Below are 26,581 nucleotides of genomic sequence, written 5' to 3' on the forward strand. Positions count from 1 at the left end.
TTACGTATATACTTATACATATACTTCTGAGCATCAACTCGGTAGTGCCGATTTACGAAATGCTCTTATTTCTAGAATAGACAATTAATGGTTGTAAGCAAAATTCTAGAATTGGGAATTGGGCATGAGGCATAAGAGGCAGGGAAGCGGAGGGAGAGGGACAGAAGGGAAAGACTCACTGCAACTTCTCCTCGGTAACAGAGCGTAGCCGTTGGCGTGGCCACTGAGCCTAGTCGAAGTGCAGCCTCTCGTAGAGAAGTGCTGCTCCCCTCCTCCCCTGCTCCCTACTTCCCTTACCCAAAATCGGTTTTAGAAGTTTTGCATTGATAGCGGGGTTACAAGTAACACCTCTGTCATCACAAAACTATAGACGGCCAATGTTAGTCAATCCTAAAACGATGCCAACGCCAATAATATGACCAAAAGCCATCGCTGCAACGAATGTTGGAATACTAATCGGCAGGATAGGGAACTTGGGGCCAACTAAAGGTTTTTCAATCCTAGTACTTAGTAAAACTATTACTAAGCTGCTGATGCTGATAATGATGCCGACTGTAGGACTCCACGCAGGTGTTGGGGGAACAGTTGCCTGGGCTGCTAGTAAAATAGATGAAATCAAGCTTTTGTCTCCTAAAATGTAGACCTACAAGATTATAAAATTACCAAGGCACAAAAGTTTTTCAGATAATTTAGAATTTGTTGATATTATTTTAAATTTGTTAAATTTATATGCGTGTTAAAATTTGCGGCATCACTCAACCACAGCAGTCTATAGCGATCGCCTCTCTAGGCGCAACGGCACTAGGATTTATTTGTGTGCCAAACTCACCTCGTTACGTGACTACATCCCAAATTCGGGCAGCAGTGGCAGAACTCCCGACAAATATTGACACAATTGGGGTTTTTGCCAATTTTACTATCGCTGAAATCAGCCAGATAGTTGCTGATTCTGGATTGACAGGTGTGCAGTTACACGGAGATGAATCACTAGATTTTTGCTACCAATTGCGTCAAGCTTTACCCAGTATTGAAATTATTAAAGCGCTGAGAATTCGTAGTCTTGAGCATCTTGACACAGCACATAATTACACAAAATACGTCGATACTTTGCTACTTGACGCTTACCATCCGCAACAACTGGGTGGTACAGGCAAAACTTTAGATTGGACGATGCTAGAGCAATTTAACCCCAATTGTCCTTGGCTTTTAGCAGGGGGACTAACAGCCGATAATATTGTGGAAGCCCTAAATCAGGTTAATCCTAGCGGCGTTGATTTATCTAGTGGTGTGGAACGGACACCAGGAGATAAGGATTTAGATAAAGTAGCACTCCTATTTCACAGTCTCAAGAACATTAGACCTCTTGCAAAAATAGTTTTGCAAGAGGGGGGAAAGGGTAAAGGTTAAAGGGAAAGGGTAATTCTATCGCCGCTTTCCCCTTTACCCCTTACCCCTTACCCCACTTCTGCAAGAAGTCTATTGAGTTACTTAGAAGTTAGGAGTCATCAGTTGTGAATTTACTCCTAACTCCTAACTCCTAACTCAGTACTCAGCACTCAGCACTCAGCACTCAGCACTCAAAAAAATGCTGGTTGATGGCGAATTAAGTTAAAAAATTCTTCGCGGGTTTTGTGTTCATCTTGGAACGCACCAACCATTGCGCTAGTGACAGTCCAAGAGCCTGGTTTCTGGACGCCCCGCATTACCATACACATGTGGCTAGCTTCCATTACAACGGCTACCCCTTGAGGTTCTAGAATGGTCTGGATTGCTTCGGCAATTTGGCGGGTTAATCTTTCCTGCACTTGCAAGCGGCGAGAATACATCTCAACAATGCGGGCCAGCTTACTCAGTCCCACAACTTTTTGGTTAGGGATATAAGCAACGTGCGCTCTACCCATAAATGGCAGCATGTGATGTTCGCACAGACTAAAGAAATTAATATCTCTAACTAGTACCATCTCGTTATGCCCTTCATCAAAGATGGCATCGTTAACGAGTTCTTCAAGGGATTGGTTGTAGCCACTGGTAAGAAACCGCATTGCCTCGGCCACTCGCTTGGGTGTTTTGAGGAGTCCTTCGCGTTCTGGGTCTTCGCCAACTCCCAATATTAATGTCCGCACGGCGTCCTTCATTTCCTCCAGATGTTCCTCTTTTGGCGGGGATACATCCGCTTGTCGCCCGTTGTGGGTGTTGCGATCGGGTCTAGGAGTTATGGCTTCTGCCAAATCGGGAATCAGAGGTGATTGAGAGTAATTGGAACCGTTGGAACTAGCAATAGTCATGATTCAGTCTTGATTATGGTTTAGTCATTAGTTATTAGTCATTGGTCATTGGTCATTTGCAAAAGACAAAGGACAAAGGACGAAGGACTAATTAGAGTGCGCCAGCACTGGGCATCAGGGTCAATTCATCAATCACTGCCTGTTGTGGTAACAGAACTGTGTAGAGAATTGACTGAGCTACAATTTCCGGGGTTAACATTTTAGAACGGTCTAAGTTGATATGGACTGTTTCTGTATCCCAAAGTTCGGTATTAACTGCGCCGGGACAAATAGCTGTGACACGAATGCCGTGAATGCGTTCTTCTTGTGCCAGAGTTTGAGAGAGGGCTATCAAACCAGCTTTGCTAACGCTGTATGCTCCCCAACCAGGAAAGGGTTGCTTGGCGGAAATTGAGGCGACGTTGATAATTGTGCCTGTGCCTCGATCGCGCATTGAAGGTAAAATCCCCACAATGCACTGAAACACACTGGTGAGATTCAAATCAATTACCTGCTGCCAGCCTTCTAGGGGGATTTCGCTCAAAGCACCTGTATAAGCGATGCCAGCATTGTTTACCAAAATGTTTATATCACCAAAGTCAAGAGCGATCGCTTGGATCTTTTCTTTGACTTCGGAGATCCGCGCTAAATCTACAGCGTAAGCTTTCGCTTCCACCCCAGTATGCTCTACGGCTTCTCTTACCGCCTCCAATTTATCCAAAGAACGGCTGACTAAGGCAACATCTATTCCCGCTTTCGCAAAGGCTAAAGCCGTTGCTTTCCCAATTCCACTACTTGCCCCAGTAATCAGGGCGCGTCGTTTTTGCTCAACACTCATGGTGTCTCCCAATTTTTTGGCAGTTCCCAAAGCCTATTAACACCCAATTATTCACACTTGTCGGTTTGGATAGATTAAAGGAATCTAAAAATCTGATGATTTTCATTAAGTAACTGTTATGATGCAGTGCAATAGTGGGCATATTTTGGGTTTTACCAATGAAGACAACAAATCATCGCCTGGAAAACCACGCCGTACACTCAAATTAGATTAATTGATAACACAAAACCCACTCAATCAAATTGAGTAGATTTGCCAAACATACAAATGCCTATGGCTAGATTGTTAAAAATCTTTAAGCACATAGGCAATTATAGCATTGCTGCTTTACTAATAAATCATTAGACCTCTTGCAAAAATATATTTTTGCACTCTTAGGGAAAAGGGAAAAGGTTAAAGGGCAAGGATTTTGAGTTTTTTTACCCTTTTCCCCTGCCCCTTATCCCCAGAGGGGGCCCCACCTTCCCCTTTACCCCGACAAATGCCAAGAAGTCTATTATGCAGTGCCGTTAGTGGGCAACTTCTGTAAAAACACCAATTTTGCGGAATTTTTCATAGCGCAGTTGGCGGCGTTCTGGAGCGGTTAAACGATTGAGTTCGTCTAAGTTCTCCATCAGCACTTGCTTGAGAGTGGTAGCGGCTTTTAACGGGTCGGAATGAGCGCCACCAGTAGGTTCAGGCAGTATTTGGTCGATAATTCCCAACTTTTTCAGGTCGTGGGAAATAATTTTCAGAGCCACGGCGGCTTGGGGAGCTTTACCAGCATCTTTCCACAAAATTGCAGCGCAGGCTTCGGGGGTGGCGACAGTATAAACTGAGTGTTCAAACATGAGTAGGCGATCGCCTACACCAATACCGAGTGCGCCACCGGAACCACCTTCACCGATGACTGTGCAGATAATTGGCACATCCAAGCAGAACATTTCCCGTAAGTTGTAAGCGATCGCTTCTCCTTGACCTTGGTGTTCTGCTTCTACCCCAGACCAAGCTCCAGGCGTGTCGATAAAAGTTAGTATCGGCATACTAAACTTGTTGGCGTGTTCCATCAACCGCATAGCTTTGCGATAGCCACCAGGGTAAGGCATTCCAAAGTTACGGGCAATATTGTCTTTAGTATCGCGTCCTTTTTGATGACCCAACATCACCACAGGTTGTCCACTCAGACGACCAACACCACCAACTAAAGCCGGATCGTCACCACCACAGCGATCGCCATGCAATTCCATCCATTCATCACTAATTGCCTGAATGTAATCGAGAGTACTGGGGCGACGAGGATGACGAGCAACTTGTAATCGCTGGGACGGGGATAGACTAGTGAAAATTTCCTCACGTAGTTGCATGGCTCGTGCTTCTAGTTGACGAATTTGACCAGAAACATCAACGCCATTTTCTTCTGCAAGTTGCCGAATTTGATCGATTCGGGTTGCGAGTTCTGCTAGGGGCTTTTCAAAATCTAACAGTAGCGGTTTACGCTCGGTAGTTGCCATCGTAGGGGTTATAAGTACGAGTTATAAGTTATCTATCCTTTGTTCTTTGTCTTTTGTCAGTTGTCCTTTGTCCTTTGTGCAAATAACAAATGACTAATGACCAATGACTAATGACCAATGACTAAACCAGCAGCGGTCTAAATCCATGTTTCACTGATACCTTACCAATCTGCTCCATTTTGTCTACGGTAATCTGATTCCGTCCCCACGAAAAGTTCGTGTATAACTTCTCAAATTCCAACAGCATTGATTCGGCAAAACAAGCAAACAGCTGGCGGGCTGGCACGTCCATATTGACGATTTTCATAATTTTCCAGTCAATATCCAGGGAATGCTCTACAATCCCACCATTTAATACAAATACACCAGGATGCTGAACTTTTGTTGCTAAGTTTTTCGGATAGCCGCCATCAATCAATAAACAGGGTTGTTTCAAAGTGGTCGGGTCAATTTCCACGCCTCTGGGCATACTAGCAACCCAAACTACAACGTCAGCTTCAGGCAGTGCTTCTGTCAAACCCATGATTTTTCCTCGCCCCAGTTCACCTTGCAGTTCTTTGAGGCGTTCTTGATCGCGGGCGATTAACAAAAGTTCTTTGACATCTGTTTTCGCATCTAGCCAGCGAGTAACTGCACTACCAATATCCCCAGTTGCCCCACAGATAGCAACAGTCGCTTTTGATAGATCGATTCCCAGTTGTTTTGAGGCTTCTTCTACCTGCTTACAAATAATGTAGGCAGTATGTGTGTTTCCTGTAGTGAAGCGTTCAAACTCTAGTTTAATGTTGCGGACTTGGCTAAACTGGTCTAACTTAAAGTTTTCAAAAATAATCGAGGAAAATCCGCCTAAAGCTGTAATGTTAATGCCATGCTTTTGTGCATGAGCCATCGCGTTGAGGATTTTGCGTGTCGCGGCTTTGATGCGACGGCTAGCTAGCATTTCCGGCAAGAAGCAAGATTCTACATACCGTCCTTCAATTTTTTGCCCAGTTACACTGGTGACAATAATGCTATCGACAATTTGCGGTGGTGCGCTGCACCAAAAGTCTAGCCCTTGATCGGCATATTCTGGGTATCCCAATTCTTTAGCTACCGATTGAGCGTGTTCTAAACTAGTCAGATGTCCAATTAGACCAAACATGTAGTGATTATTAGGCTTGTGCTGTCTTGAGACGTGGAATTTAGTAGAGTTAGGAGTTCTGAGTTCTGAGTTCTGAGTTCTGAATTTAAACTACTCAGCACTCAGCACTCGTTACTCAGCACTTTGTTAGGCGGCGATGAGTCCGTAGGCTGACAAGCGCATGATGTCGCGAGTCGTGAAGCCGATGTTACTTAATGCTTCACCGTATTGAATCATAAAGTCTTCTACTAAAGCATCTTTTTCCATTGCCATTGTGTGGGCATCACCCTCTACTTGGTTAAGCATTTTCCAGACAATGGGTAGGTTCTGGCGATTTGCAAGTTCAAGTTCAGCTTTGGATTCTGTGAAGTGTTCTTTCAACCAAACTTCTCCAAAGTTGAGGTGGCTGTATTCTTCTTTAACTACTCCTTCCGTGATTTTGCGGGCAAAAGCGTCGGCGACGGGGATGTAAATGTTATATGCTGCGATCGCAAAACATTCGATAATCAAAGACTGAATCAACAGACAAGTGACGACCTTCCCGGACGCTGCTGCTGTTTGGAAATTCTGGTGTAGTCCAGAGAAAAATTCCTTAGCAAATTGCAAATCTGGGGTAACTTCCAAATTGCGTCCGCAAGCTTCAAATCCTTTCTTGTGTCGGCTTTCCATTTTGGAGAGACGAATCAATTCATCATGAGATTCCGGCAGCAGTTCGGCTAATGTGATGTAATTTTCATGGGCTTCTTGTTCCCCTTCAATCACGATCGCATTAATCCGGCTATAAGCATCTTTGTATGTTTCGCTCTTGAAATCTAATTCTTTAAATTGGTCTGCAAGCTGCTGCATGGTTATGTTTACTCCCGTAAAACTGAATTATTTGACACCAAAATTCGATTTACCCTATGAACTGAGGGTAACAATCATTGTGGTTTAATTTAACTTAACAAGTAGACTATGTTTATAGATTAATGGTTGCTGGGGGCAATGCTCTAGTACTAGCGAAATAAATGCTTTGCAGCTCAAGTTATGTCTAAACCAAACCTGAATGTGAAATCTGGTGATTTTTTGAGCCTAGTAGTCTTACTGCTAGGGGCATTTATCGTTCTACTACCGCTGTTTGTGGTCTTTCTCACCTCCTTTGCACCGACATCCGCCAGCCCAGAAAATTTGTTCAAAAATAACTGGTCTTTAGCAAATTACCGCGTTGCATGGCAACAGGGAAAATTTTTGCTGGCGTTTGCTAATTCTACCTTGGTAGCGATCGCTGTGACGGCGTTTCAGATTGTCACTTCTGCTTTGGCTGGTTATGCCCTAGCACGCTTGAAGTTTCGGGGACGCCAAGCACTGCTATTAGTCGTTTTAGCAACTTTAGTGATTCCCTTTCAATTATTGGTGATTCCCATCTTTTTGGTGTTGAAGTGGGGACACCTGATAAATACATACTGGGCGCTGATTTTACCCACTGCGGTTAGCGGATTTGGGATTTTCTTATTACGTCAGTATTTCCAGACAATTCCTGTAGAGTTAGAGGAAGCAGCAGCTATAGATGGGGCGAACCGACTGCAAATTTTGTGGCGGGTGATGTTACCTTTAGCTCGTCCAGCCTTGGTGACGCTGTTTTTGTTCACCTTCATCGGTGAGTGGAATGATTTGTTTAAGCCTCTAGTATTTACCACAAGACCAGAATTAAGAACAGTACAACTAGCGTTAGCTGAGTTTCAGGAGCAATTTACGAATAATTGGCCTTTGATGATGGCAGCAGTGACAATAGCGACAGTTCCAGTGATGGTATTATTTCTCATCGGTCAGCGTCAATTTCTTCAAGGTATTGCGGCGACAGGGATTAAGAATTAGTGGGGAAGGCGGTAAATTGAAGCCCGATTTTAGTTACTAGACGAGATGCCCACCCGACAATCAATAATTTGAATTGGTATTACCTAAAAATAGCTGTAAAGGAAATCCCGCAGGATAAAGATGAACTTTTATGACACTGAGCGTAATCATTGCTATCTAAACTGAAGCAATAATTATACACATTCTGCCAGGAACGAAAACACTTATGAGTTCTCAACAAGTCATAGATCCTCAAATATTACAGCAGTTACAAGAAGAGATTCAGCAGAAAATGAATGAAAGCCTAGAAAACGCTGACTTGCACTCAGTGCTTGAAAAGTACGGCTTATTAGAATATAGAGTCTTGAGAATTCATTGGCAGTGTAATCTCGATCCCAATCAACTCAAATCTGATGATGCAGTTGATGAACAGCAACCCAATGCATTATTGGCACAAACTCCAACAGCTTCAATACCAGAAATTGTGTTAGTCAAAAAAGCATTGTGTATCCCTTGCCCATCAACTGGTAGCCCTTTAGGCTGTAACTGCTAAATAATTTTATCTTCGGACTGCAAAGAGTTTATTCTAGTGAATGTAAAAATACTAAACTTTGCTTTTATGTAGTAGTTAGGTTACAGAGATAACATCAGCGTACTAACACCACTATTTAGCAAAAAACAGTATTTTAATAAACTCTGATTTTTTGAGCGTAAGTTTTTCATGTCTCAAAATCGAAGCAGTGGCCACTGGAAGTTAGGAATAGTGAGTACTTTAGTAATTGCTAGAGTGCTCATTTTTGCTGAGAGTTTTGCCTTAGCTCAAATTCAAAAAGATGCCACACTTGGATCTGAAAGTTCAATCATTACACCAAAGCTAATCGATGGTCAGCCTATAGACCAGATTGATGGTGGAGCAGTTCGTGGTAAAAACTTGTTCCACAGCTTTGAACAGTTTTCTGTCTCTGCGGGAAGGACAGCCCATTTTAACAATGCAATCGATATTCAGAACATCATCAGTCGGGTGACAGGCAATTCTGTTTCTAATATAGATGGCATTCTCAAAGCTAACGGCACAGCCAACGTATTTCTGATTAATCCTAACGGCATTGTTTTTGGGCCCAATGCTTCTTTAAATATCGGCGGTTCATTTGTAGCTAGTACGGCAAGTAGTTTGAACTTTGCTAATGGTACAAAATTTAGTGCTACATCTGGTCAAACTGCACCTCTACTCACAGAAAGTGTTCCTATAGGTTTACAATTCGGAACAAATGCTCGACCTATCCGCAATCAATCCCAAGCAAGTCCCAATGATGCAATTAATACCTTCGGACAAGGTGTTGGTCTACAGGTGCAGCAAGGTAAAACCTTGGCATTAGTGGGCGGTGATATAACGCTAGAGGGCGGAAATTTAACGGCAAGTGGGGGAAGAATTGAGTTAGGAAGCGTTGCTGGCAATAGTTTAGTTGGTCTGAATTCAACGAATCAAGGTTGGGCATTAGGATATGAAGGCGTTCAAAATTTTCAGAACATCGAACTCACCCAGCAAAGTGAGATTCCATCTACTGTAGATACCAGTGGCAAAGGTGGCGGTAATATCCACCTGCAAGGACAACGAGTACTGGTAACTGACGGTTCACAAGTTTGGGCTCTTAGCCTGGGAACGCAACCAGGAGGAAATTTGACACTGAACGCTTCCCAATCTGTAGAACTTGGACTAAATGCGTTCTTGTCTACTGGAACTTTCGACACTGGAAACTCTGGAGATATAAATATCACTACCAGAAATTTGATTGTTAAAGATGGAGCGCAAGTTGTAATGTTCAATCTGGGGTCTGGATTGGCGGGGCAATTGACCATCAACGCCTCAGATTCCGTAGAACTAATCGCAGGCATCCCCATTTCTCCTTTGCCAGATGGTAGTGATTTAATATCTAGTGGATTATTTAGTGCAACTTATGCCGCTCAAAATGCTGGCAACATAATAATTAATACTGGAAAGTTACGTATTGAGGGAGGGGCAGCAATATCAACAAGTTCTGAGGGTATACTTGGGCGGTTTTCTAACCAATTGATACCAGCTACAGGAAATGGAGGAGATTTGATAGTGAACGCCTCTGAGTCTGTAGAATTAATGGGAACCTCAGCAAATGGTTCTAGGCTCAGTAGCTTGTTTGCTGGGACTCAAGGGCCTGGAAATGGCGGGAACTTGACCTTAACTACAGGGCAATTAATTATCAAAGATGGTGCGGCAATAACTGTCAGCAGTGAAGCTCGAAAAAATGTTAACTATCAAGGGGGTGTACCCAATTTCGGTCTAGCAGGCGAACTCAATATAAACGCTCGTTCCATCCTGCTGGATAAAGGAAAACTCACATCTAATAGTGAGTCAGGTAAGGGCGGTAACATTGCGGTACAGGTACGGGATTTATTACTGATGCGTCGCAACAGTCAAATCTCTACTAATGCCGGAGGTGATAAAACTGGCGGTAATATCACCATCAATTCACTTAATGGCTTTCTCGTCGCGACTCCCTTCGGAAATAGCGATATTACCGCCAACGCCAACTTTGGTTCTGGTGGTAAAATTGCGATCGCCGCTAAGAATACCTTTGGGTTTGTGTCACGCACCCGTGCAGAGGTGGAGAGGCTCGACCCAAAAGATATAAACCCAAATAACGTACCAACAAGTGACATCACTGCATTTTCTCAACAAAACCCTTCATTAAGTGGCACTGTACAAATCAACTCGCCAGATGCTGACCCCAGTAAAGGATTAGTGGAACTACCTGTCAATCTGGTTGATGCTTCGCAGCAAATTGCTGCTGGTTGTAGTTCTGGTGGAGAAATAGGAAGAAGTTCATTTGTCACTACAGGGCGTGGAGGAATACAAGCCGATCCTACAGAGCCATTGATAGCTGATGATGCGGTGCTAGCAGATTGGATCGCACTCCCTCCAGAGAGTCAGAATCGGGCTGAGGGTATTCAGAAAAGAGCCGTTGCTCAGGCGCAGCAAAACACAGAAGAAAAATCACAGAAGGTTAATTCTGTTAATGAACCTACTCAAATTGTAGAAGCCCAAGGCTGGATTATAGATGCCAAGGGGAACGTGGTTTTGGTTGCTCAAGTACCCACTGCATCGCCCCATAACTCCTCGCTTGTCGCTACATCTTGCGGTGCTAATTAAAAATTCAGATTTTCGTAACTTTTGTAGGTGCGTTGGCGTAGGCCGTCGTAGACATCGCTATCTTTGCAATGAACTTTATATGAGCGATCGCTTTTTTTACTCAAATAGGTGTGAGTGCGATCGCTGATTCACAATGAACTTTATGCAAGCGATCGCTCCTGCAACCCTTATTCTCTTATTACCCACGTGAAAGGTTACGGGCTTATCCAAACCGTAAGCAGAGTGTGAGAGTTGAGGAGGTATCAATTACTCAAGCATCTTAAGCGATCAACGGTCAGTAGCCAGATTCATCAATGCTTTAAGGAAATCCGGCAGAAATATATGAAGTTTTGTTAAACAATGCGTAATTATTACTAGCCAAGTTGAATTCATAATTATGGAAGTTCACAAGAGCGTTAAAAACCTAATGCTTTCGTGCCACTCTAGACTTCGTATTATTAATTCCTTCGTTGCCAAACAGTACTAATCAAACTCACGTTAATTTAGTACATCACAAGATAAGTTCACGCATTTACCAATCTGCAAAAAGAGCGAAAATTATGAATTCTCAAAAGATACAGCAGTCAACAAACAATATTCAAAACGAATTGAGTGAAGGTCTGAAGAACTCTGAGGTGGATGTTGCGATCGAAAATGACAGTATATCAGAAGACAATTCGTTAGATTTACAGATCGATATCGACCCAAATACAATTCACTTGAATCTAGCGCATTGTTGTCTGGATCAATTTGGACGTTGTATTCCATGTCCCCCACCACCAAGGTAATAGTTTGTCAACTTCATGGCAGTCATCTCAATTTATTAATAATGACAGATTTTTTGTAAGGTGCAACAACGTTGTACCTTAGTGCTTACTATTTGTCGGTAAAAAGCAAAATGCAGATTAGGGATTCTAATGTAATCTACTTAATACAAGTGCAGCATCACCATTGTTCAATAACTGTTAATTTTTTGGAGTGTATTAGGTATGAGCACTTGTTGGGTCTGGTTTAAAAGTCTAGGAGTTATTATAGGTGGTGCAACAGCTTTTTCTGCAAACTCTGCTATTGCCCAAATTACCCAAGATAATACTTTACCTAATAATTCTCAAGTTACACAACAAGGTAACATCACAATTATTCAAGGAGGAACCCGATCTGGAAGCAATCTGTTCCACAGTTTTAAGGAGTTTTCCGTAATGAAGGATAGTACAGCTGATTTTCAAAATGTTGGCGATATTCAGAACATTATTAGCCGGGTAACGGGTAAGTCTATTTCTGATATTGATGGCATCCTTAAAACTAATGGGCCAGCTAACCTATTTCTGATTAATCCCAACGGGATTATTTTTGGTCCCAATGCTTCTTTACAAGTCGGTGGTTCATTCCTGGCTAGTACAGCAAGTAGTCTGAACTTTGCCGATGGTACTAAGTTTAGTGCCACAGATCCTCAAAGCACACCCCTGCTAACATTAAGTGTACCCATTGGCTTACAATTTGGAGCAACTGCAAATTCCATCCGTAATCAATCTCAAGCAAAGGTTGATGGCGTAAAAAATCTCTTTGAGCAACCTGTTGGTCTACAGGTCCAGCCAGGTCACACCTTGGCACTTGTCGGTGGTGATCTTGTGCTAGAGGGTGGAAATTTAACAGCAAAATCGGGACGAATTGACTTAGGAAGTGTCGCCAGTAATAGTCTTGTTAGTCTGAACTCAATAAACAAAGGCTGGGTTTTGGGATATGAAAATGTCCAAAATTTTCAAAATATTAAATTAATCCAGCGAACTGATGGTTTTGAGATTCCATCTATTGTAGATGCCAGTGGTGAAGGTGGCGGTAATATCCAGGTGCAGGGTAGGCAGGTGCTGCTCAGTAGCGGTTCAGGAATGTGGACTTTAACTTTGGGATCGCAACCAGGAGGGAATTTGACAGTGACAGCCTCAGAGTCCGTAGAATTGATTGACCGAGATACAGCTTTAAGGACTGGGACTAAGGCTTTTGCAGTCGGAAAGGCTGGAGACTTAACGATCACCACTGAGAAATTGATTGTCCAGGATGGCGCACAAGTGGGAACTTCTACTATATCTGAGGGTGCGGGAGGAAATTTGAATGTTAATGCCTCCAAGTCTCTGGATGTCATTGGTACTTCTACTGATGGTATATCGAGTGCATTGTTTAGCACAACCGGCGCTGCTGGACAGGCTGGTGACATAACAATTACCACTAGTCAGTTAAGTATTAAAGATGGAGCAACAATATCAACAGAGTCTAGTCAACGATTAGAAAACTCACAATATATAGTAGCTACAGGCAAAGGAGGGAATTTAACTGTGGATGCTTTAGATTCTGTAGAGATAACTGGAACTTCAGCAACAGGTAATCCCAGTGGCTTATTTGCTACGACTTTCGGTTCTGGAGATGCTGGGAACGTGACAATTACTACAAAGCAATTGATTGTTGGGGACGGTTCTGAAATAAGTGTGAGCAGTTTAGGGTATACAAGTAATCCAGGGAAAACAGGTGAGCTTAATATAGTTGCTCGCTCGATACTTCTGGACAACCAAGGAAAACTTACATCTGACACTAAGTCAGGACGGGGCGGTAATATTTCTCTACAGGTGCGGGACTTATTACTGATGCGGCGCAATAGTCAAATAACCACTAATGCAAAGGGTGATGGAGATGGTGGTAACATCTTCATCAATGCATCTAATGGCTTTCTTGTCGCCTCTACCTTGGGAAATAGCGATATCACCGCCAATGCCTTCTCTGGCTCTGGTGGTAAAATCACAATCACTGCTAAGAATATTTTTGGTTTTGTGCAGCGCACCCGTACAGATATAGAGAGTCTGTTAAATACTAAAGACCCAGATCAACTAAAACCAAGTGAGCTTGCAACCAGTGATATTACCGCATTTTCTCAGCAAGACCCTTCATTAAATGGCACTGTACAAATCAACTCACCGGACGCTGACCCCAGTAAAGGATTAGTGGAATTACCCGTAAATCTAGTTGATGTTTCTCAGCAAATCGCTGCTAGTTGTAGTTCTGGTGGAAAAATAGCAAGAAATTCATTTATTACAACTGGACGTGGAGGACTAGTAGCCGATCCCACGGAGCCATTGATAGCTGATGATGCTGTGTTAGCAGATTGGATCGCCCTCCCTCCAGAGAGTCAGAATCGTGCTGGCGGTATTCAGAAAATAGCTGTTGTTCAGGCGCAGCGAAACACAGAAGAAAAATCACAGAAAGTTAATTCTGTCAATGAACCTACTCAAATTGTAGAAGCCCAAGGCTGGATTATAGATGCCAATGGGAACGTAGTTCTGGTTGCTCAAGTACCCACGACAACGCTCCATAACTCCTCGCTCACCGCTCCATCTTGCCCTGCTCATTAAAATTTGAGATATGGCGATATTTCGTAACTTCGCGGCCAAGTGCGATCGCTGCTGCCTAACTCGTCTCCTGAATTTGCAAACGAACAGTGTGTTCAGTCGCACCGCTAAGTTGCAATTCCATGATTTCACCACCTAGAGGTTCCAAACAGGTGAGGAGCGATCGCAAGTTGGGTGTACTTGCACCAGTATCTACATATAATCGATCTGCTAAATTACCGATCCGTTTCCAAGTCATGTACAATTTAGCGATCGTTTGTTCAATTTGCGATGCTTGATTTACCAAATCAGCAGCAATGCTCAAACAGCCGACCCTTTGCGCTTCTTCTAAAGCTGTTTCAATATCAACATTTTCCTGCGTTAACGCCTGAACTTGAGCCGCACCTTTGAGATATTTCGCCAAGTTACGCGCTTCGCTAGTTACCTGTTTCAGGGTATCCACATCAGGATTAGCAGCTATTTCCTTCTGGATAAACTTTTGGTGCGATTCTGGCAGTTTTTCCATTTCCTTCACCAGTGGGGCGATATAGCGTGGAGGAAGGGTATTATCTGCGGCTTTTTCTTTAACTGCTTCGGGTAATAAATCTGAGGACATGGCTGTCCATTCATCATTGAGTTGACGCACTTCCCGTCTAGTGATGCGATCGCCTTTTTGGGCAGCTTCACTCACCATCTGTTGCACTTCTGGGACTGCTTTGGAGGTTTCGACAAATGCCCGTTTACTGAAATTATTCACAGATCCGGGGTCAAGTTTACCGTCTTCAATCAGAGTATCGGCACTATTCGCCAGTTGTATCCAGGAGTATGCTTGACTTTTGCTGATTTCCCGCTCTTTTAGCCATCGGAGAAAGCCAGTACCGCGTCCGTCACCACCCACTTTTTCTCTGTCGCGGATCGCCCGTAAAATTCGCCCCCGCCAGATTTCAGTTTGCAAATCAAAGCGATCGCATACCTGCCAAGCTATTTCTAGCTGCTGTTGAAAATCTGACTCTAGAATCTGTTCATCTTCTGGATCGGGCAGTTCAAAGTTGATATCGGCTGGCTGTAGTAAAGCAGCAGCAAGGTCGTTGATGGAGTCGGTATCTTGCACGATTGATGGCTAACTAGTGGATGCGATCGGCTTATTATGCCACAATCTGTGGACTCATACTTAAGGGGGAGTAAGGTATTTTGAGTTACAACAAATATAGTAGGAAGGAGTAAACCACTTTTGTAAAGTCTTTAATTAATCAGAGAGAATAAAAATAAAACGATGAACCAGGTAGACTACCTCCGCATTAGCTTAATCGATCGCTGCAATTTTCGTTGTCAGTACTGTATGCCAGAGGGAGTAGAACTGGACTATATTCTCAAGCAACAACTGTTAACTGATGAGGAACTACTCACTTTAATTCAAGAGGTATTTATTCCAGTAGGCTTTACCCGGTTTCGTTTGACTGGGGGAGAACCCTTATTGCGTCCGCGTGTGGTGGATTTAGTCGGTGCAATCGCAACTTTACCCCAAACTCAAGACCTCTCAATGACCACTAACGGTTTTTTGCTGGCTCCGATGGCACAAAACCTCTATAATGCTGGTCTGCGACGAATTAATATTAGTCTGGACTCTCTCGATCCCGACATTTTTGACCAAATTATTGGTAATCAGGGGCGTTCTCGTTGGCAACAAGTTTGGCAGGGAATTCAAGCTGCCCATCAAGTCGGATTCGACCCCCTGAAGCTGAATGTGGTGGTGATTCCTGGGGTTAATGACCACGAAGTTCTCGATTTAGCCGCCCTGACAATTGATAAACAGTGGCACGTTCGATTTATTGAATTTATGCCCATTGGTAATGTGCATTTATTTGGCGATCGCGGTTGGGTATCTTCAGCCGATTTACGAGAACGTATTCGCGATCGTTGGGGCTTGACAGAATCACAAGTTCGTGGTGCTGGCCCTGCCGATGTCTTTCAAATTCCTGGTGCGAAGGGGACACTAGGATTTATTAGTCAGATGTCAGAATGTTTTTGCGATCGTTGTAACCGAATGCGCCTGAGTGCCGATGGCTGGCTGCGTCCCTGTTTATTAAATGAAACTGGTCAAATAGATTTAAAAACTGCTTTGCGTTCTGGTGTCAGCACCGCTCAATTACAAGAACAGGTGAGACATTTACTTGGAATCAAACCAGAAATTAACTTTAAACAACGTGATTCTGGCAATAATTTAGGTACATACACCCGCACCATGTCGCAAATTGGCGGGTAGTCATTGGTCATTTGTCCCTTGCAAATAACTAAGGACAAATGACTAAGGACAAATGACTATTACGCTTGTCGTGAGTAGTATTCCACGACAAGTAGTTCATTAACTTGTAGTGCCACCCATTCGCGCTCAATAACGCTGTTGACTTTACCAACCAACTTATTTTTGTCAAACTCCAAATGACTGGGGAGGTTGGCCAAACCGGGATATTGCAAGTTCGCTTCCACCAACTTCCGTGATTGTGCCCGATCTCTGACTGCAATTGTTTCCCCAGGACGGCATTGGTAGCTGGCAATATTTACGACACGACCGTTAACAGTTACGTGACCGTGATTTACCAGTTGACGAGCGGCTGGGATAGTCGGGGCTATACCCAAGCGGAAAACGGTATTATCCAAGCGCATTTCTAGCAATTGCAGCAGCACTTGTCCGGTAGAACCAGTAACACGTCTGGCTTTTCGCACATAGCGGAGCAATTGCTTTTCAGTCAAACCGTAGTTGAAGCGGAGCTTTTGCTTTTCCTCTAGACGGATAGCATATTCAGAGCGCTTCTTGCGATTCTGGCCATGCTGCCCAGGTGGGTAAGCGCGTCTGGCACTTTTACGAGTTAATCCTGGTAAGTCGCCCAAGCGGCGGACAATTCTGAGGCGGGGCCCTCTATATCGGGACATGAGTTTCCTTAATCTAATCCTGTTTAAACTTTACCCAAACATTCCATTTTGACATTCCACTGATCATAAATCAGCGGATTCTTGGTTTTTTGAAGTTGCTTACATTGGTATGACGTATCTTACCAATGTAGAGGCATCTCCTTTACACCAGTTGCTTTAAGTCGGTTGAGCCGACAAACTGGCTTCCAAGCCTGAATTCCGACGTGCCCCGCCGTACTACTGCCAATAAGTTTTTTGTGTTTATTTAGTTTCGTAGACTACTCAATCATCAGATTGGTTTACGCAGTATTCTTACTCTGAAATACTTTTTACGTTGCCTACTTATCTTTCAAACAGCTATATTAACACAATTTTCGACATAATTAATTATGTCTACACTTTACTACCTCTGAAATTATTGAATTACAGAGGATTTTTAAGATATTTGAGTTAGCATAACTTTGGGTGTTTGGAGAATGGCAATGTCAATGAGCAAAAAAGTGGTTAGCAAAGGTAAGAACAAACAAGGCAGTTCCACCTCCAGGATTTTAACATTACCAGTTTTGGCTATCGCTGGATGTTTAACAATCTTGCCTAATGTGGCTGTTGCTGCCTCCTACAGGAATGATTATAGTGTCTGTGCAGGTCGCCTCCTGAGTGTAGGTGTAAAGGCAGAAGCGGCATCAGAAGGTTGTGCAGCAGCACTGCGTCCAAAAGATTTGGCTGCTTGCGTGGTGAAAATTGATAAGGAAACCCAAATTGCTGCGACAGATGCGCTTTCTTCTTGTGGAAAGGCCCGGCGTCCTGAAGAGTTAGCAACCTGTGTAGTCGGCGTTAGCTTAAGTACTAAGGAAGAAGCTAATCCGGCAGTTTTAGATTACTGTGGACGCAGTTTGTTACCTGTGCGCTTTGGGCAGTGTGTGGTTGGCTTGCGTAGTCAAATCGACTTTCCCCCTACTCAAGCGCTAGATACTTGTATCAGTGCTGATGATAGTGTTATCGGTGCTTCATCTTCGTCTACACCGCCAACAATAATTCCTGCGGGTTCAAGTCCAAGTTTAGAGACTACCCCATTTCCAACCCAACCAGTTGTTCCAACTCAACCAGTTGTTCCAACCCAACCGGGCACTAATTAGATTACAGTGCTTTGTGTAATTGATTGAAAATACAGGTTGAATATAGAGTGGCTATTTGTCAACCTGATTCAGGGACTACCAAAAAATAAATCATCCGATTTTAATGTGTAGGTTGGGTTGAGCAACAGCGAAACCCAGCCTCATATATTACAATGCCTCAACCTGACTGGATAATTTACCTTTGCTGACTATATAGCTTTGGTTAGGCAATGACAGTAATATAGCGGTTCTCGAATGGAAGCAATACACTTTGACTTTTCTCCAAACATCTCTCTTTTTAGGAGAGAGGCTTTGAATCTTGCTCCCCAATGCTAGCAGGGAAGGGGCTGGGGGTTAGGTCTGTATTGAATTCAAGCAAGAAGCGCTATATTTACAGCTATATTTACATTAGTCACCATTGCCTGATTCGAGAACTAGGCGATTTGAACTTGTGCAGCTTTACCAATCCCATCTGCGTCAAAGAAAAGATTATCGGTAGTTTGATCGTAAAGAAAGCGATCGCTTTGTCACACTAGTCCCAAGTCATAACAAGCTGAAATTGAAGCAATAATAGTTACTATATTTCTTACTTTTGTATCTATATCATCATTGAAAGTTTGAAGAAGTTTCAGCACCTCGCCCAAAAAAGCCGTCTTTTTGCCCTTCTCGATTATGCCAACACCTAGTCTTATCCAGACTAGAAAGATATCACGCGAACCTTCAGGCGGATTTTACACTAATGCAACTTCCGTCAAACGCTTTATTAGCTCAGACAAACTTCAGTACCACTTCAGTCACTTATGGGCATTCCCATACCTAGCACTGTTCCCAAAGTGTCCACTTACCAGGTAAGCATTCAAATAAATGAAAAATATTATCATGCTCCTCTCCAACGCCAAGAGGAGTTGGAGAGAGGTTAGTTGAACTCACGTCAGTTTTTCAGCTTTGAGAATTTAGAATTTTGCACAGTTTGCACAGTTAGCTGTACTAGTCTTCTTTTTCACCAAAAGCCGTCTGTAAAACCACTGCAATACCACCGTCTTGATGATATTTGTCTGCCCAGGCACGGATAACTTCATCCAATTCTTCCATAGCCTGATCCATTTTTTCTGGGAGGATATCAAGTTCTTCCAGCAAGCGCATGGCATTTCGTCGCCGTTCTGCCCAATTTTTCATCATGCGGAAATACCGAGCAGTATCTTCCACGGTGATGTGTGTACGTTCTTCATCGTCTGTTGGGGTATAAGAAAGACGGGTAAGCGCGTAGAAAGGCATTCCCCAAGGAGAATCAATCCGTGTTACCGTTCCTGAGTAAAGCAGACGGCGCTTAATATGCTCACCCAAAGCTTCACTCAAAGGCATTTGGTGTTCGGGTGGCAAGTCTTCTTGCGATCGCTTGTGTAAAAACTCGATCAAATCCAGAAACTCAAAGGAGCTAACTAACTGAGCATCAGGTAAATTACTGGGCAGTTTCTGCTCAATTTGTCTTTTTTCTTCACTTGTCAGACTAGTACCAGGAACACGCGATCGCCCCGGTTGCCAAGGATATTTTTCTAGCCAGACATAAGGCAATTGAATTAAATAGCGAGGTTCCTGAGAACCCAGCATTTTTAACAGTTTGCCTTCTGTTAGTGCCTGTCTGACTTCTTCTACAATAATTTTTACTCGTTTTGGCTCTAAGTGATGCAAATGCCCTGTCATTCGCAGGTTTTGTCCCTGCTCTAGATAGGTCATGTAAATTGCACACTTTGCTGCTGTTGCGGCTGCGTCTAAAAATGCCCCATGCCTGTGCCCACTCGTCCGCATGGCACTAAAAGCCAGATAAAGCATGATCTGATCCATCGCACTGGGGTCAAGACGTTTGATCAGATCTATGTCGTTACTCATATTACAGACAATTGAATAGCACGTTTACAGAATTTTTAATCGAGTGAAAATAGGTAGTATACACCTGGCTGAAAGCTGTCTTTACTTCAAACTATATTAGTATGCGATAACGATGATATCGGTGGTAGCGCAAACTACCGTTTTCGCATATTTCCTGGTACAAAAGCAGAGTCGGTAGTTGTGACTATAACTGTTTCTGCATCTAACCGGAAAATTAGAGACACCACCAAATCTAGCTTAACGGCGGTTTATCTCCCAACAGTCAACTATGCTGCAATTGATCTCCAAAGCCCTTTATTTATCTGGTTTTTTCATCTTTCAAGAGCAACAACGTCAAGCTGCTTATACCTAATTATGGCACTATGCCGACTCAGAATAAAAACTAGTTTGCGTGGTTAATTTGGGATATCTGTTACTAGAAAAAGATGCTTGTTTTCAGCTTTGGCGAATTATTTGTAGTACACAAATGACTAGAAATAATTGGGAATAGTCTCAAAAGAAATTGCTTTCCAGGTGTAACCACATTTAGAGGTTAAGCTATACAGCTCGTTGTAAACTATCATTCCGTTCACAACCTCCAGTGATGTCTCGGCAGTATCAGCCGTTGGCTTGAGGAAACATAGTAGACATCAAGTAGAGCAAATAATTCCAATTTCAAAATACCTGTTGTTTTTCAAATATTGTTCATTATCATATCACTATTTTTTCGTTTTGAAATAAAATTGTGCATTTTAAAGTTTATAAATGATGAGTATTTAGATATTTTATATTCTGCTTAAATCAAGGTTTGATGATATTTTTATATTTACTCTTAAACTCCAGTTTTATTTATTATTTTATATATGATTATTGGACACAAAAAGCCGCGATGACTTCCGACCAAATCGCGTATTTATAAGGCTTTGCGGCTCCTGCTAATAACCGAAAGATTAGTTAATAGCCAGACATATAATAAAACATTTTGGGTTACATCCTATGATTATTTAGAAATTGTTTAGCAATAAATTTATATTTATTTCATGAAAAAATTTTAGAGCTTTCATGATTTAACTAATTTATTGGCTACTTTTAAGTATGTTTTTACCTCGCTATTTTATAGATTTGATAGACTTGAATTACCTAGATAGTTTGTTGCTATAAAAGGATGATAATCCGTAGCAAGGTACGATATAAGCTGCTTTTTCTAGGTGTCTGGGCGATACCTACGGTGGGCTATGCCTACGCAGATTAAGCTTACTTGTATAAAACGACAGAAATAAAGATACCATTTTACGAAACACAATTAGTAAGTGGGTGTGAATAATTAAAGATTTTTCGTGACTTAGTGCGGTCTGGGAGGCTTCCCCATTAGCGACAAATAAAACCGAGGGATAAGGGCTTTAGCCCTTCAGACAAGGCAATTTAATTAAATTTACATTGCTTAACATAAGTTGGTTTATTCTTGCCCACTTAATTTGCCTCCCTACGAAAAAACAGGTAGGCCGACCGCTAATATCAACAAAGTGCGTTTGGCTTCAGAAAACGAGTTACTCTAAACATTTCTGCGACTTCTCCATCTCTTAGTTCCAAAATGTACTGCAATAGTCTTAACTCCTTACGAATCTTCTCTGTGAGCAAGTACTCGTACTCAATTGCTGGAGTCAGTACTACTCATATTGCTTACATATACGTGTTTTCCCTACCTGTATCAGGCTAAATCCTTAAAAATATATTACAAATTGATTTATTCTGATTACTGCTGATCGAGCTATTAAGTGTTATCTGCACCTATACAGCATTCTGAAATCATTCGTAAAAATTTAAATCCCCGACTTCTTTGAGAAGGCGGGGATCTTGTTTGTCACAGATGATTTAGAGAAGTTACAAGGGGGTGCATTAGCGTCAGGATTGATGTTGAGAGTGATGGAAGGTAAAGCAATACGGTTCGGATAAGCATTTTTCACTTTCCTTCTGGTCTGGGGAAAGGGTAAGGGGTAAAGGGTAAAGGATGTATTCAAAACCTTTCCCCTTTCCCCTTTCCCCTTTAACCGAACCGTATTGGAAGGTAAAGTAGTTTCCATCACTCTTAAGCTGATTGAACTCGCCATTTAATTGGTGGGACTAGAGGGTTTAACCTGATTTCGCATTGTTTCAAAGCTGAAAGCAGCCGCGCCAAAGGTTACAAATAACACTCCCAGAATCTGCACAATATCCAAATTTTCTTGAATGATTAACCCAGCGAAAATCACGGTTAAAACTGGGATGCTACCACCGATGAGCGCCGATCGCGAGGCACCTAATTTACTAATACCAACATTATTGAGCAAATAACCTGCAAGAGTCAGCACACCTAAAATAAATGCGCTTAAAACTAGTTCCAGCATTTTCGAGGGGTCAACTACTACCAAGTTCCAACTGCTGGGCAAAGGTAGCATTAAACAGATAAAGCTCAATAACAACATCGTAGTGAAGTTAATTAAAGTAAAAGTCACCGGATGCAGTTTGCTAGCACAGACTCGCGTCAGGATTATGTAGGCAGCAAAAGCCACACCCGAAAGAATGGCGGTGCTGCTTCCCATTGAAGTATTACCGATCCCGATGCTGGGAGAACCCCCTAAAACCAACAATTCACCGCAGCAAATCGCGGCGATCGCAGCGATGCGGAATAGAGTGGGGCGATCGCGGAACAGAAACCACGAAAATAGACCACTAACCATTGGATAGATAAAGAACAGTGCGATCGCCATTCCAGTTGTGACTTGAGCGATCGCAATGTAGATTAGTACCTGCGATAAAAACAAAAAGCACCCACTCACAATTGACAACACCAAAATCTGCTTGGTAGCTGCATTGGCAGGTGTGGCATTTCCTCGAACTGAAGCAGACAAAGTTTCCAAGTCTTGCCACAGTCTTGGATGCAATATCGGAGACAAAAGTACCATTAATGGTACGACTACCATAAACCGTAGCGTCAAAATTAACAGAGTATTGCCCAAAGTCGGCGGTAGCAATTGTTCTACCTCTAATACTCCAAAAATCTGGGAACCTTCGTGGAAAATCACTTTGATGGCTACGTTGTAAAGCGACGATACCACTGCTGATAAGACGATCAAAAACAAACCGATTTTGAGTGTCGATGAGTTAGAAGAATTAGGCGATCGCGATTGTGTGGGTTTTGCTTCTGCCTGCGGTTCTGGCGCAGTGGTCGATGAGGGTTCAACTTTGCTTTGCGATACGTTCTTACGGCGGACAGAAAGTGGTTCAGTAGGAAGCTTTAGAGAAGGGCGGATTATTCTCGGCTGTAGCACAGATGCGATCGGAGGCTCTGATTTCGTTTCGTTTTCCGGCGATTCCTGATTTAGGACAGAGATTGGCTCGGTGGCATTATCCTTTGGTGGCGGAACTACAGCCGCAGTAGGTTCTGATGGCGTTTCTGTTGCCGACAAGTCTTTGCTGGGGACAGCAATTGGATTCGTGGTATTTTCTCTAACAATCGGCGGCTGTAATGTTGTTTCCCTTGGCGACAAATCCTTGCTGGGAGAAGAAATTGGATTTGCAACGTTTTCTTTAACAATCGGCGGCTGTAATGTTGTTTCCCTTACCGACAAATCCTTGCTAGGAGAAGAAATTGCATTCGTGGTACTTTCTTTAACAATAGGCGGCTCTAATGTTATTTCTCTTACCGATAACTCCTTGCTGGGAGAAGAAATTGGATTCGCGGTGTTTTCTTTAATAATCGGCGGCTCTGATGTCGTTTCCCTTGGTGAAAATTTATTGGAGATCGGGGAAATTGGCTCAAGGGAATTTCTTACTACTTCCTCAAACTCTGGCAAGGATGTATCAACAGAACTGTTTTTTTGTGGCTCCGTAAACTGCAAAACAGTCGGTATACCTGCTGTTGCTGATTTGCGTGTAGTTTCTTCTATAGTTTTTTCTAGTTCTCCATGCAGGCGGTTAACAAACTCCGCCAAAATCGTTTCCCCTTGCTGCTGCTGGCTATACATCCGTGACAACTGTTGGGAAAGATTACTTTGATAGTTTTTCAGTTCCTGTTGTAAGGAATTAAAGGTAATAGTAACGGTATCATCCAAACTGTCAAACATGTGTTCGACTTTTTCACCAATTTCACCTACTACATTGCTGCTTACTTCAGCAGACTTCAGCGCGGCTTGTTCGTAAGATTTGCCCTCGATACTTTGATTAGCTAAAGTTGCCAGAGAGGATTGCAGTTGTGAAGATATATGCTTTGCCAGAACTTCTGCGAGTTGCCGAATTAACACTTGCTGCTCAGTGATTTGGCGCACTTGTTGTAAATGCTCTTTTTCCTCTACCAAGCTTTGAATTTCATCAGATAACCGATTTTTTTCTGACTGAAGCCGCTTTACGTCTTCCTGCAAGCCTCTGAGGACATTCTGCTGAAGATTTTCTAAGTCTTCAACTACAGCCCAAAGAGCATTTTCTGCTGCTCTAGATAGCTCCCCTCTGACTCTTGGGTTTTCTGGTTGCTTCTCGAATCGCCCCATTAGCTTCTAACCTCTAACACTTTGACGATAAAGCTGCTTCCCGTACACTTGATTGGCGGTCATCCTAATTTCCTGTATTTTGTCAGATAAATTAAAAATTTTAACAGCACTTCCGCGTTTCAACGTAATTCTGTCATACTAGACACAAGTTAGCAAAGCATCTAAGTTTGCCACACAAGTTACTACAGCGTGTCCTCTTCAGCATTGATAAGTATTTAACCATTAGATTGGGAATTTTGGTGAGGTAGCACTCGTCTTGGCGATCCCAAAGAAATCTTATTTCAAATAAATATTTATTGTTTTGCTGCCAATAATAATTGTCAAAGATTCAGAGATGCTTTTGCGTAGGTAACTCGTCGCTAGATATCCCCACCAAATTGTCTGACTTGCGAAACTAACTGTAAATTTGTGTGGAATGTAACTGGTGTGACAGTTTATATCTCTAAATGGGGATTAAAGTATCCTTCTGTGGAAATTCTAAGTTACGTTATCCCCTGCACAACATTCTAATGAATGAGCAGCAATTCTGCAAAAGTACGCTTTTTTTGGCGTTGTTGCAGTCTGGGTTTTGCTTTGAGTAAATTCCAATAGAGGAAAAGTTGGGAAAATATTAATAATTCTTAGAAGAATAAAATCTGGGCGATGCTAAAAATGGCAGCGCTAAGGGCAGCACTCACAGGGATTGTAATTAGCCATGCGGCGGCAATACCTTTTAGTGTTTGAAACTTAATCGATTTGAGATTTTGCACTAATCCAATACCAACTACACCACCGACGAGAGCGTGAGAGGTGGAGACTGGTAAACCTAGCCGAGAAGCGATAAGGATGGTGGTAGCAGTAGCCAGTTCGGCACAAAATCCACTACTGGGTTGCAAGGCAATAATATTTTCGCCAATGGTAGCAATGACTTTTTTTCCCCAGACAGCTAAACCACCAACAATACCAGCACCACCAAGAATTAAAATCCAAAGCGGGATAGTTATACCATCAGTAGGTACGCTACCAGTGCGATTGATGTAAACGATCGCAGCTAAAGGAGCGATCGCATTTCCCACATCATTAGAACCGTGAGCAAAGGCGACAAAGCAAGCACTTAGTAGTTGAAATCGACCAAATAATCTTTCTACGGGATTGGAGAGTATTTCTCCCTTGTCTCCCTTATCTCCCAATTGTCGCCAGCTAATAATTGTGAGTCCAACTGCTGCTACTGCACCTGTTAACAGGGGGATGTCGTAAGCAGGGATTGTAAAACCAACTTGCTCAATTACAAAATTGGTTAGCGGTTCAGTCAGCGATGGTAAGACAATCACGCCGAAGACACCTAGCAGGAGAGTACTCAACCAGGGAATCCATTCTTGTAACTGGACTACTTGATTGGGTTGATCTAAAATCCAGTGCTTGATTTGACTGTAAAATAAAGCAGCGATCGCACCACTAATTAACGGCGTTAAAATCCAGCCAATGGTAATCAAGCCAATTGATGACCAATCAATTGCATTTACTCCCAAAGCTACCCAACTAAATCCAGCGATCGCACCAACAACTGCATGAGAAGACGATACAGGTAAGCCGCGTGATGTGGCAATTTGCAACCACACACCACAGGATATTAGCACCGTTACCATTCCAGTTACGAATATTTGGGGTGTAGCTGCGAATAAAGCGGGATTAGCAATTTTCGTTGCGAGAGTTTCCGTTACCTCATGTCCAAACAATACAGCACCCGTAAACTCTAATACCCCAGCAATTATTAGTGCTTGTTTGAGGGTGACAGCTTTGGAACCTACAGAGGTTCCCATCGCATTAGCGACATCGTTTGCTCCGAGATTCCAGGCGACGTAGAAAGCTAGTAGAGCGACGAAAAGTAGGGTAATAAGCATTTTGTTGCAGACAAGGGGAAAGTGAGAGAGATAAGGATGAAACTTGAGCTTGTAAGGTTGAACTTTGAACCTTTGATCTCCATCGTTGAACCTTTGAGCTTCATCGTCGAACCTTTTAGCTTCATCGTTGAACCTTTTAGCTTCATCGTCGAACCTTTTAGCTTCATCGTTGAACCTTTTAGCTTCATCGTTGAACCTTTTAGCT

At 42.8% G+C, this 26,581-nt stretch carries 20 protein-coding genes; 9 read left to right on the forward strand and 11 right to left on the reverse strand.

Translation table 11 applies throughout. The annotated features are described in order from the left end of the window. Positions 1-364: 364 nt before the first annotated feature. Positions 365-619, reverse strand: coding sequence for a photosystem I reaction center subunit PsaK (gene psaK, locus RMY27_RS00550; protein ID WP_322659474.1), 255 nt, complete (start codon positions 617-619; stop codon positions 365-367). A 110-nt stretch (positions 620-729) separates the two neighbouring features. Between psaK and RMY27_RS00555 the strand changes: the two genes are divergently transcribed. Beyond that, entirely contained in the window at positions 730-1,407 is a 678-nt protein-coding gene (locus RMY27_RS00555; protein WP_322659476.1) for a phosphoribosylanthranilate isomerase, read from the forward strand. A 170-nt stretch (positions 1,408-1,577) separates the two neighbouring features. Here the strand turns inward: RMY27_RS00555 and folE are convergent, their stop codons facing one another. The 5 genes from folE to RMY27_RS00580 all read right to left on the reverse strand — a co-directional run bounded on the left by folE (position 1,578) and on the right by RMY27_RS00580 (position 6,558). Continuing rightward, positions 1,578-2,285 carry a GTP cyclohydrolase I FolE gene (gene folE, locus RMY27_RS00560; protein WP_322659478.1) on the reverse strand — a complete coding sequence of 236 codons (708 nt, stop codon included), beginning with the start codon at positions 2,283-2,285 and terminating at the stop codon, positions 1,578-1,580. Between the two features lie 91 nt (positions 2,286-2,376). Beyond that, entirely contained in the window at positions 2,377-3,102 is a 726-nt protein-coding gene (locus RMY27_RS00565) for an SDR family oxidoreductase (RefSeq protein WP_322659480.1), read from the reverse strand. 509 nt (positions 3,103-3,611) lie between these two features. Further along, positions 3,612-4,592 (reverse strand): acetyl-CoA carboxylase carboxyltransferase subunit alpha, encoded by a 981-nt coding sequence (locus RMY27_RS00570; RefSeq protein WP_094349744.1) that lies wholly within the window; start codon positions 4,590-4,592, stop codon positions 3,612-3,614. Between the two features lie 121 nt (positions 4,593-4,713). Beyond that, a complete protein-coding gene (locus tag RMY27_RS00575; protein ID WP_322659482.1) occupies positions 4,714-5,733 on the reverse strand; it encodes a long-chain acyl-[acyl-carrier-protein] reductase in 1,020 nt (339 codons plus the stop codon). Between the two features lie 126 nt (positions 5,734-5,859). Then, positions 5,860-6,558, reverse strand: a complete 699-nt coding sequence (locus RMY27_RS00580) for an aldehyde oxygenase (deformylating) (protein WP_322659484.1) — start codon at positions 6,556-6,558, stop codon at positions 5,860-5,862. 180 nt (positions 6,559-6,738) lie between these two features. Here RMY27_RS00580 and RMY27_RS00585 point away from each other — a divergent pair, with 180 nt between their 5' ends. From RMY27_RS00585 to RMY27_RS00605, 5 genes are all read left to right on the forward strand, one after another. Next, positions 6,739-7,566 (forward strand): carbohydrate ABC transporter permease, encoded by an 828-nt coding sequence (locus tag RMY27_RS00585; protein ID WP_322659486.1) that lies wholly within the window; start codon positions 6,739-6,741, stop codon positions 7,564-7,566. A 205-nt stretch (positions 7,567-7,771) separates the two neighbouring features. Beyond that, the gene (locus tag RMY27_RS00590) at positions 7,772-8,098 is read left to right on the forward strand and encodes a hypothetical protein (protein WP_322659488.1); all 327 of its coding nucleotides are present in this window, start codon (positions 7,772-7,774) and stop codon (positions 8,096-8,098) included. A 168-nt stretch (positions 8,099-8,266) separates the two neighbouring features. Further along, complete coding sequence (locus RMY27_RS00595) at positions 8,267-10,729, forward strand: filamentous hemagglutinin N-terminal domain-containing protein (RefSeq protein ID WP_322659491.1); 2,463 nt, start codon at positions 8,267-8,269, stop codon at positions 10,727-10,729. 539 nt (positions 10,730-11,268) lie between these two features. Further along, positions 11,269-11,496 carry a hypothetical protein gene (locus RMY27_RS00600; RefSeq protein ID WP_322659494.1) on the forward strand — a complete coding sequence of 76 codons (228 nt, stop codon included), beginning with the start codon at positions 11,269-11,271 and terminating at the stop codon, positions 11,494-11,496. A gap of 201 nt (positions 11,497-11,697) precedes the next feature. Further along, positions 11,698-14,106, forward strand: coding sequence for a filamentous hemagglutinin N-terminal domain-containing protein (locus tag RMY27_RS00605; RefSeq protein WP_322659496.1), 2,409 nt, complete (start codon positions 11,698-11,700; stop codon positions 14,104-14,106). Positions 14,107-14,161: 55 nt separating this feature from the next. On the opposite strand, the gene RMY27_RS00610 is transcribed toward RMY27_RS00605, so the two are convergent. Further along, complete coding sequence (locus RMY27_RS00610) at positions 14,162-15,193, reverse strand: hypothetical protein (RefSeq protein WP_322659498.1); 1,032 nt, start codon at positions 15,191-15,193, stop codon at positions 14,162-14,164. Positions 15,194-15,355: 162 nt separating this feature from the next. Between RMY27_RS00610 and moaA the strand changes: the two genes are divergently transcribed. Then, positions 15,356-16,345 (forward strand): GTP 3',8-cyclase MoaA, encoded by a 990-nt coding sequence (gene moaA / locus RMY27_RS00615; RefSeq protein ID WP_322659500.1) that lies wholly within the window; start codon positions 15,356-15,358, stop codon positions 16,343-16,345. 59 nt (positions 16,346-16,404) lie between these two features. On the opposite strand, the gene rpsD is transcribed toward moaA, so the two are convergent. Next, positions 16,405-17,013, reverse strand: a complete 609-nt coding sequence (rpsD, locus tag RMY27_RS00620; protein WP_069071263.1) for a 30S ribosomal protein S4 — start codon at positions 17,011-17,013, stop codon at positions 16,405-16,407. 461 nt (positions 17,014-17,474) lie between these two features. Here rpsD and RMY27_RS00625 point away from each other — a divergent pair, with 461 nt between their 5' ends. Next, positions 17,475-18,128, forward strand: coding sequence for a hypothetical protein (locus tag RMY27_RS00625; RefSeq protein ID WP_322659502.1), 654 nt, complete (start codon positions 17,475-17,477; stop codon positions 18,126-18,128). A gap of 344 nt (positions 18,129-18,472) precedes the next feature. Next, positions 18,473-18,643, forward strand: a complete 171-nt coding sequence (locus RMY27_RS00630; RefSeq protein WP_322659504.1) for a hypothetical protein — start codon at positions 18,473-18,475, stop codon at positions 18,641-18,643. Positions 18,644-19,094: 451 nt separating this feature from the next. Here RMY27_RS00630 and hetR read toward each other — a convergent pair whose 3' ends face one another. The 3 genes from hetR to RMY27_RS00645 all read right to left on the reverse strand — a co-directional run bounded on the left by hetR (position 19,095) and on the right by RMY27_RS00645 (position 26,376). After that, complete coding sequence (gene hetR / locus RMY27_RS00635; RefSeq protein ID WP_322659506.1) at positions 19,095-19,994, reverse strand: heterocyst differentiation master regulator HetR; 900 nt, start codon at positions 19,992-19,994, stop codon at positions 19,095-19,097. 2,087 nt (positions 19,995-22,081) lie between these two features. After that, positions 22,082-24,496: an EamA family transporter gene (locus RMY27_RS00640; protein WP_322659508.1), complete on the reverse strand. Its 2,415-nt coding sequence runs from the start codon at positions 24,494-24,496 to the stop codon at positions 22,082-22,084. A 620-nt stretch (positions 24,497-25,116) separates the two neighbouring features. Then, positions 25,117-26,376, reverse strand: a complete 1,260-nt coding sequence (locus RMY27_RS00645; protein ID WP_322659510.1) for an inorganic phosphate transporter — start codon at positions 26,374-26,376, stop codon at positions 25,117-25,119. Positions 26,377-26,581: the final 205 nt, after the last annotated feature.

Origin of the sequence: Nostoc sp. DedQUE09, from assembly GCF_034530915.1 — a bacterium.
In the GTDB taxonomy this organism is placed as follows: Bacteria; Cyanobacteriota; Cyanobacteriia; order Cyanobacteriales; family Nostocaceae; genus Nostoc.

Excerpts from the sequence above, each read along its gene's own strand:
- folE (WP_322659478.1), bottom strand. The coding sequence starts at position 2,285 with ATGACTATTGCTAGTTCCAACGGTTCCAATTACTCTCAATCACCTCTG.
- moaA (WP_322659500.1), top strand. The coding sequence starts at position 15,356 with ATGAACCAGGTAGACTACCTCCGCATTAGCTTAATCGATCGCTGCAAT.
- RMY27_RS00585 (WP_322659486.1), top strand. The coding sequence starts at position 6,739 with ATGTCTAAACCAAACCTGAATGTGAAATCTGGTGATTTTTTGAGCCTA.
- RMY27_RS00575 (WP_322659482.1), bottom strand. The coding sequence starts at position 5,733 with ATGTTTGGTCTAATTGGACATCTGACTAGTTTAGAACACGCTCAATCG.
- RMY27_RS00600 (WP_322659494.1), top strand. The coding sequence starts at position 11,269 with ATGAATTCTCAAAAGATACAGCAGTCAACAAACAATATTCAAAACGAA.
- RMY27_RS00625 (WP_322659502.1), top strand. The coding sequence starts at position 17,475 with ATGTCAATGAGCAAAAAAGTGGTTAGCAAAGGTAAGAACAAACAAGGC.
- RMY27_RS00580 (WP_322659484.1), bottom strand. The coding sequence starts at position 6,558 with ATGCAGCAGCTTGCAGACCAATTTAAAGAATTAGATTTCAAGAGCGAA.
- RMY27_RS00645 (WP_322659510.1), bottom strand. The coding sequence starts at position 26,376 with ATGCTTATTACCCTACTTTTCGTCGCTCTACTAGCTTTCTACGTCGCC.
- RMY27_RS00570 (WP_094349744.1), bottom strand. The coding sequence starts at position 4,592 with ATGGCAACTACCGAGCGTAAACCGCTACTGTTAGATTTTGAAAAGCCC.
- hetR (WP_322659506.1), bottom strand. The coding sequence starts at position 19,994 with ATGAGTAACGACATAGATCTGATCAAACGTCTTGACCCCAGTGCGATG.
- RMY27_RS00605 (WP_322659496.1), top strand. The coding sequence starts at position 11,698 with ATGAGCACTTGTTGGGTCTGGTTTAAAAGTCTAGGAGTTATTATAGGT.
- rpsD (WP_069071263.1), bottom strand. The coding sequence starts at position 17,013 with ATGTCCCGATATAGAGGGCCCCGCCTCAGAATTGTCCGCCGCTTGGGC.
- RMY27_RS00595 (WP_322659491.1), top strand. The coding sequence starts at position 8,267 with ATGTCTCAAAATCGAAGCAGTGGCCACTGGAAGTTAGGAATAGTGAGT.
- RMY27_RS00640 (WP_322659508.1), bottom strand. The coding sequence starts at position 24,496 with ATGGGGCGATTCGAGAAGCAACCAGAAAACCCAAGAGTCAGAGGGGAG.
- RMY27_RS00565 (WP_322659480.1), bottom strand. The coding sequence starts at position 3,102 with ATGAGTGTTGAGCAAAAACGACGCGCCCTGATTACTGGGGCAAGTAGT.
- RMY27_RS00555 (WP_322659476.1), top strand. The coding sequence starts at position 730 with ATGCGTGTTAAAATTTGCGGCATCACTCAACCACAGCAGTCTATAGCG.
- RMY27_RS00590 (WP_322659488.1), top strand. The coding sequence starts at position 7,772 with ATGAGTTCTCAACAAGTCATAGATCCTCAAATATTACAGCAGTTACAA.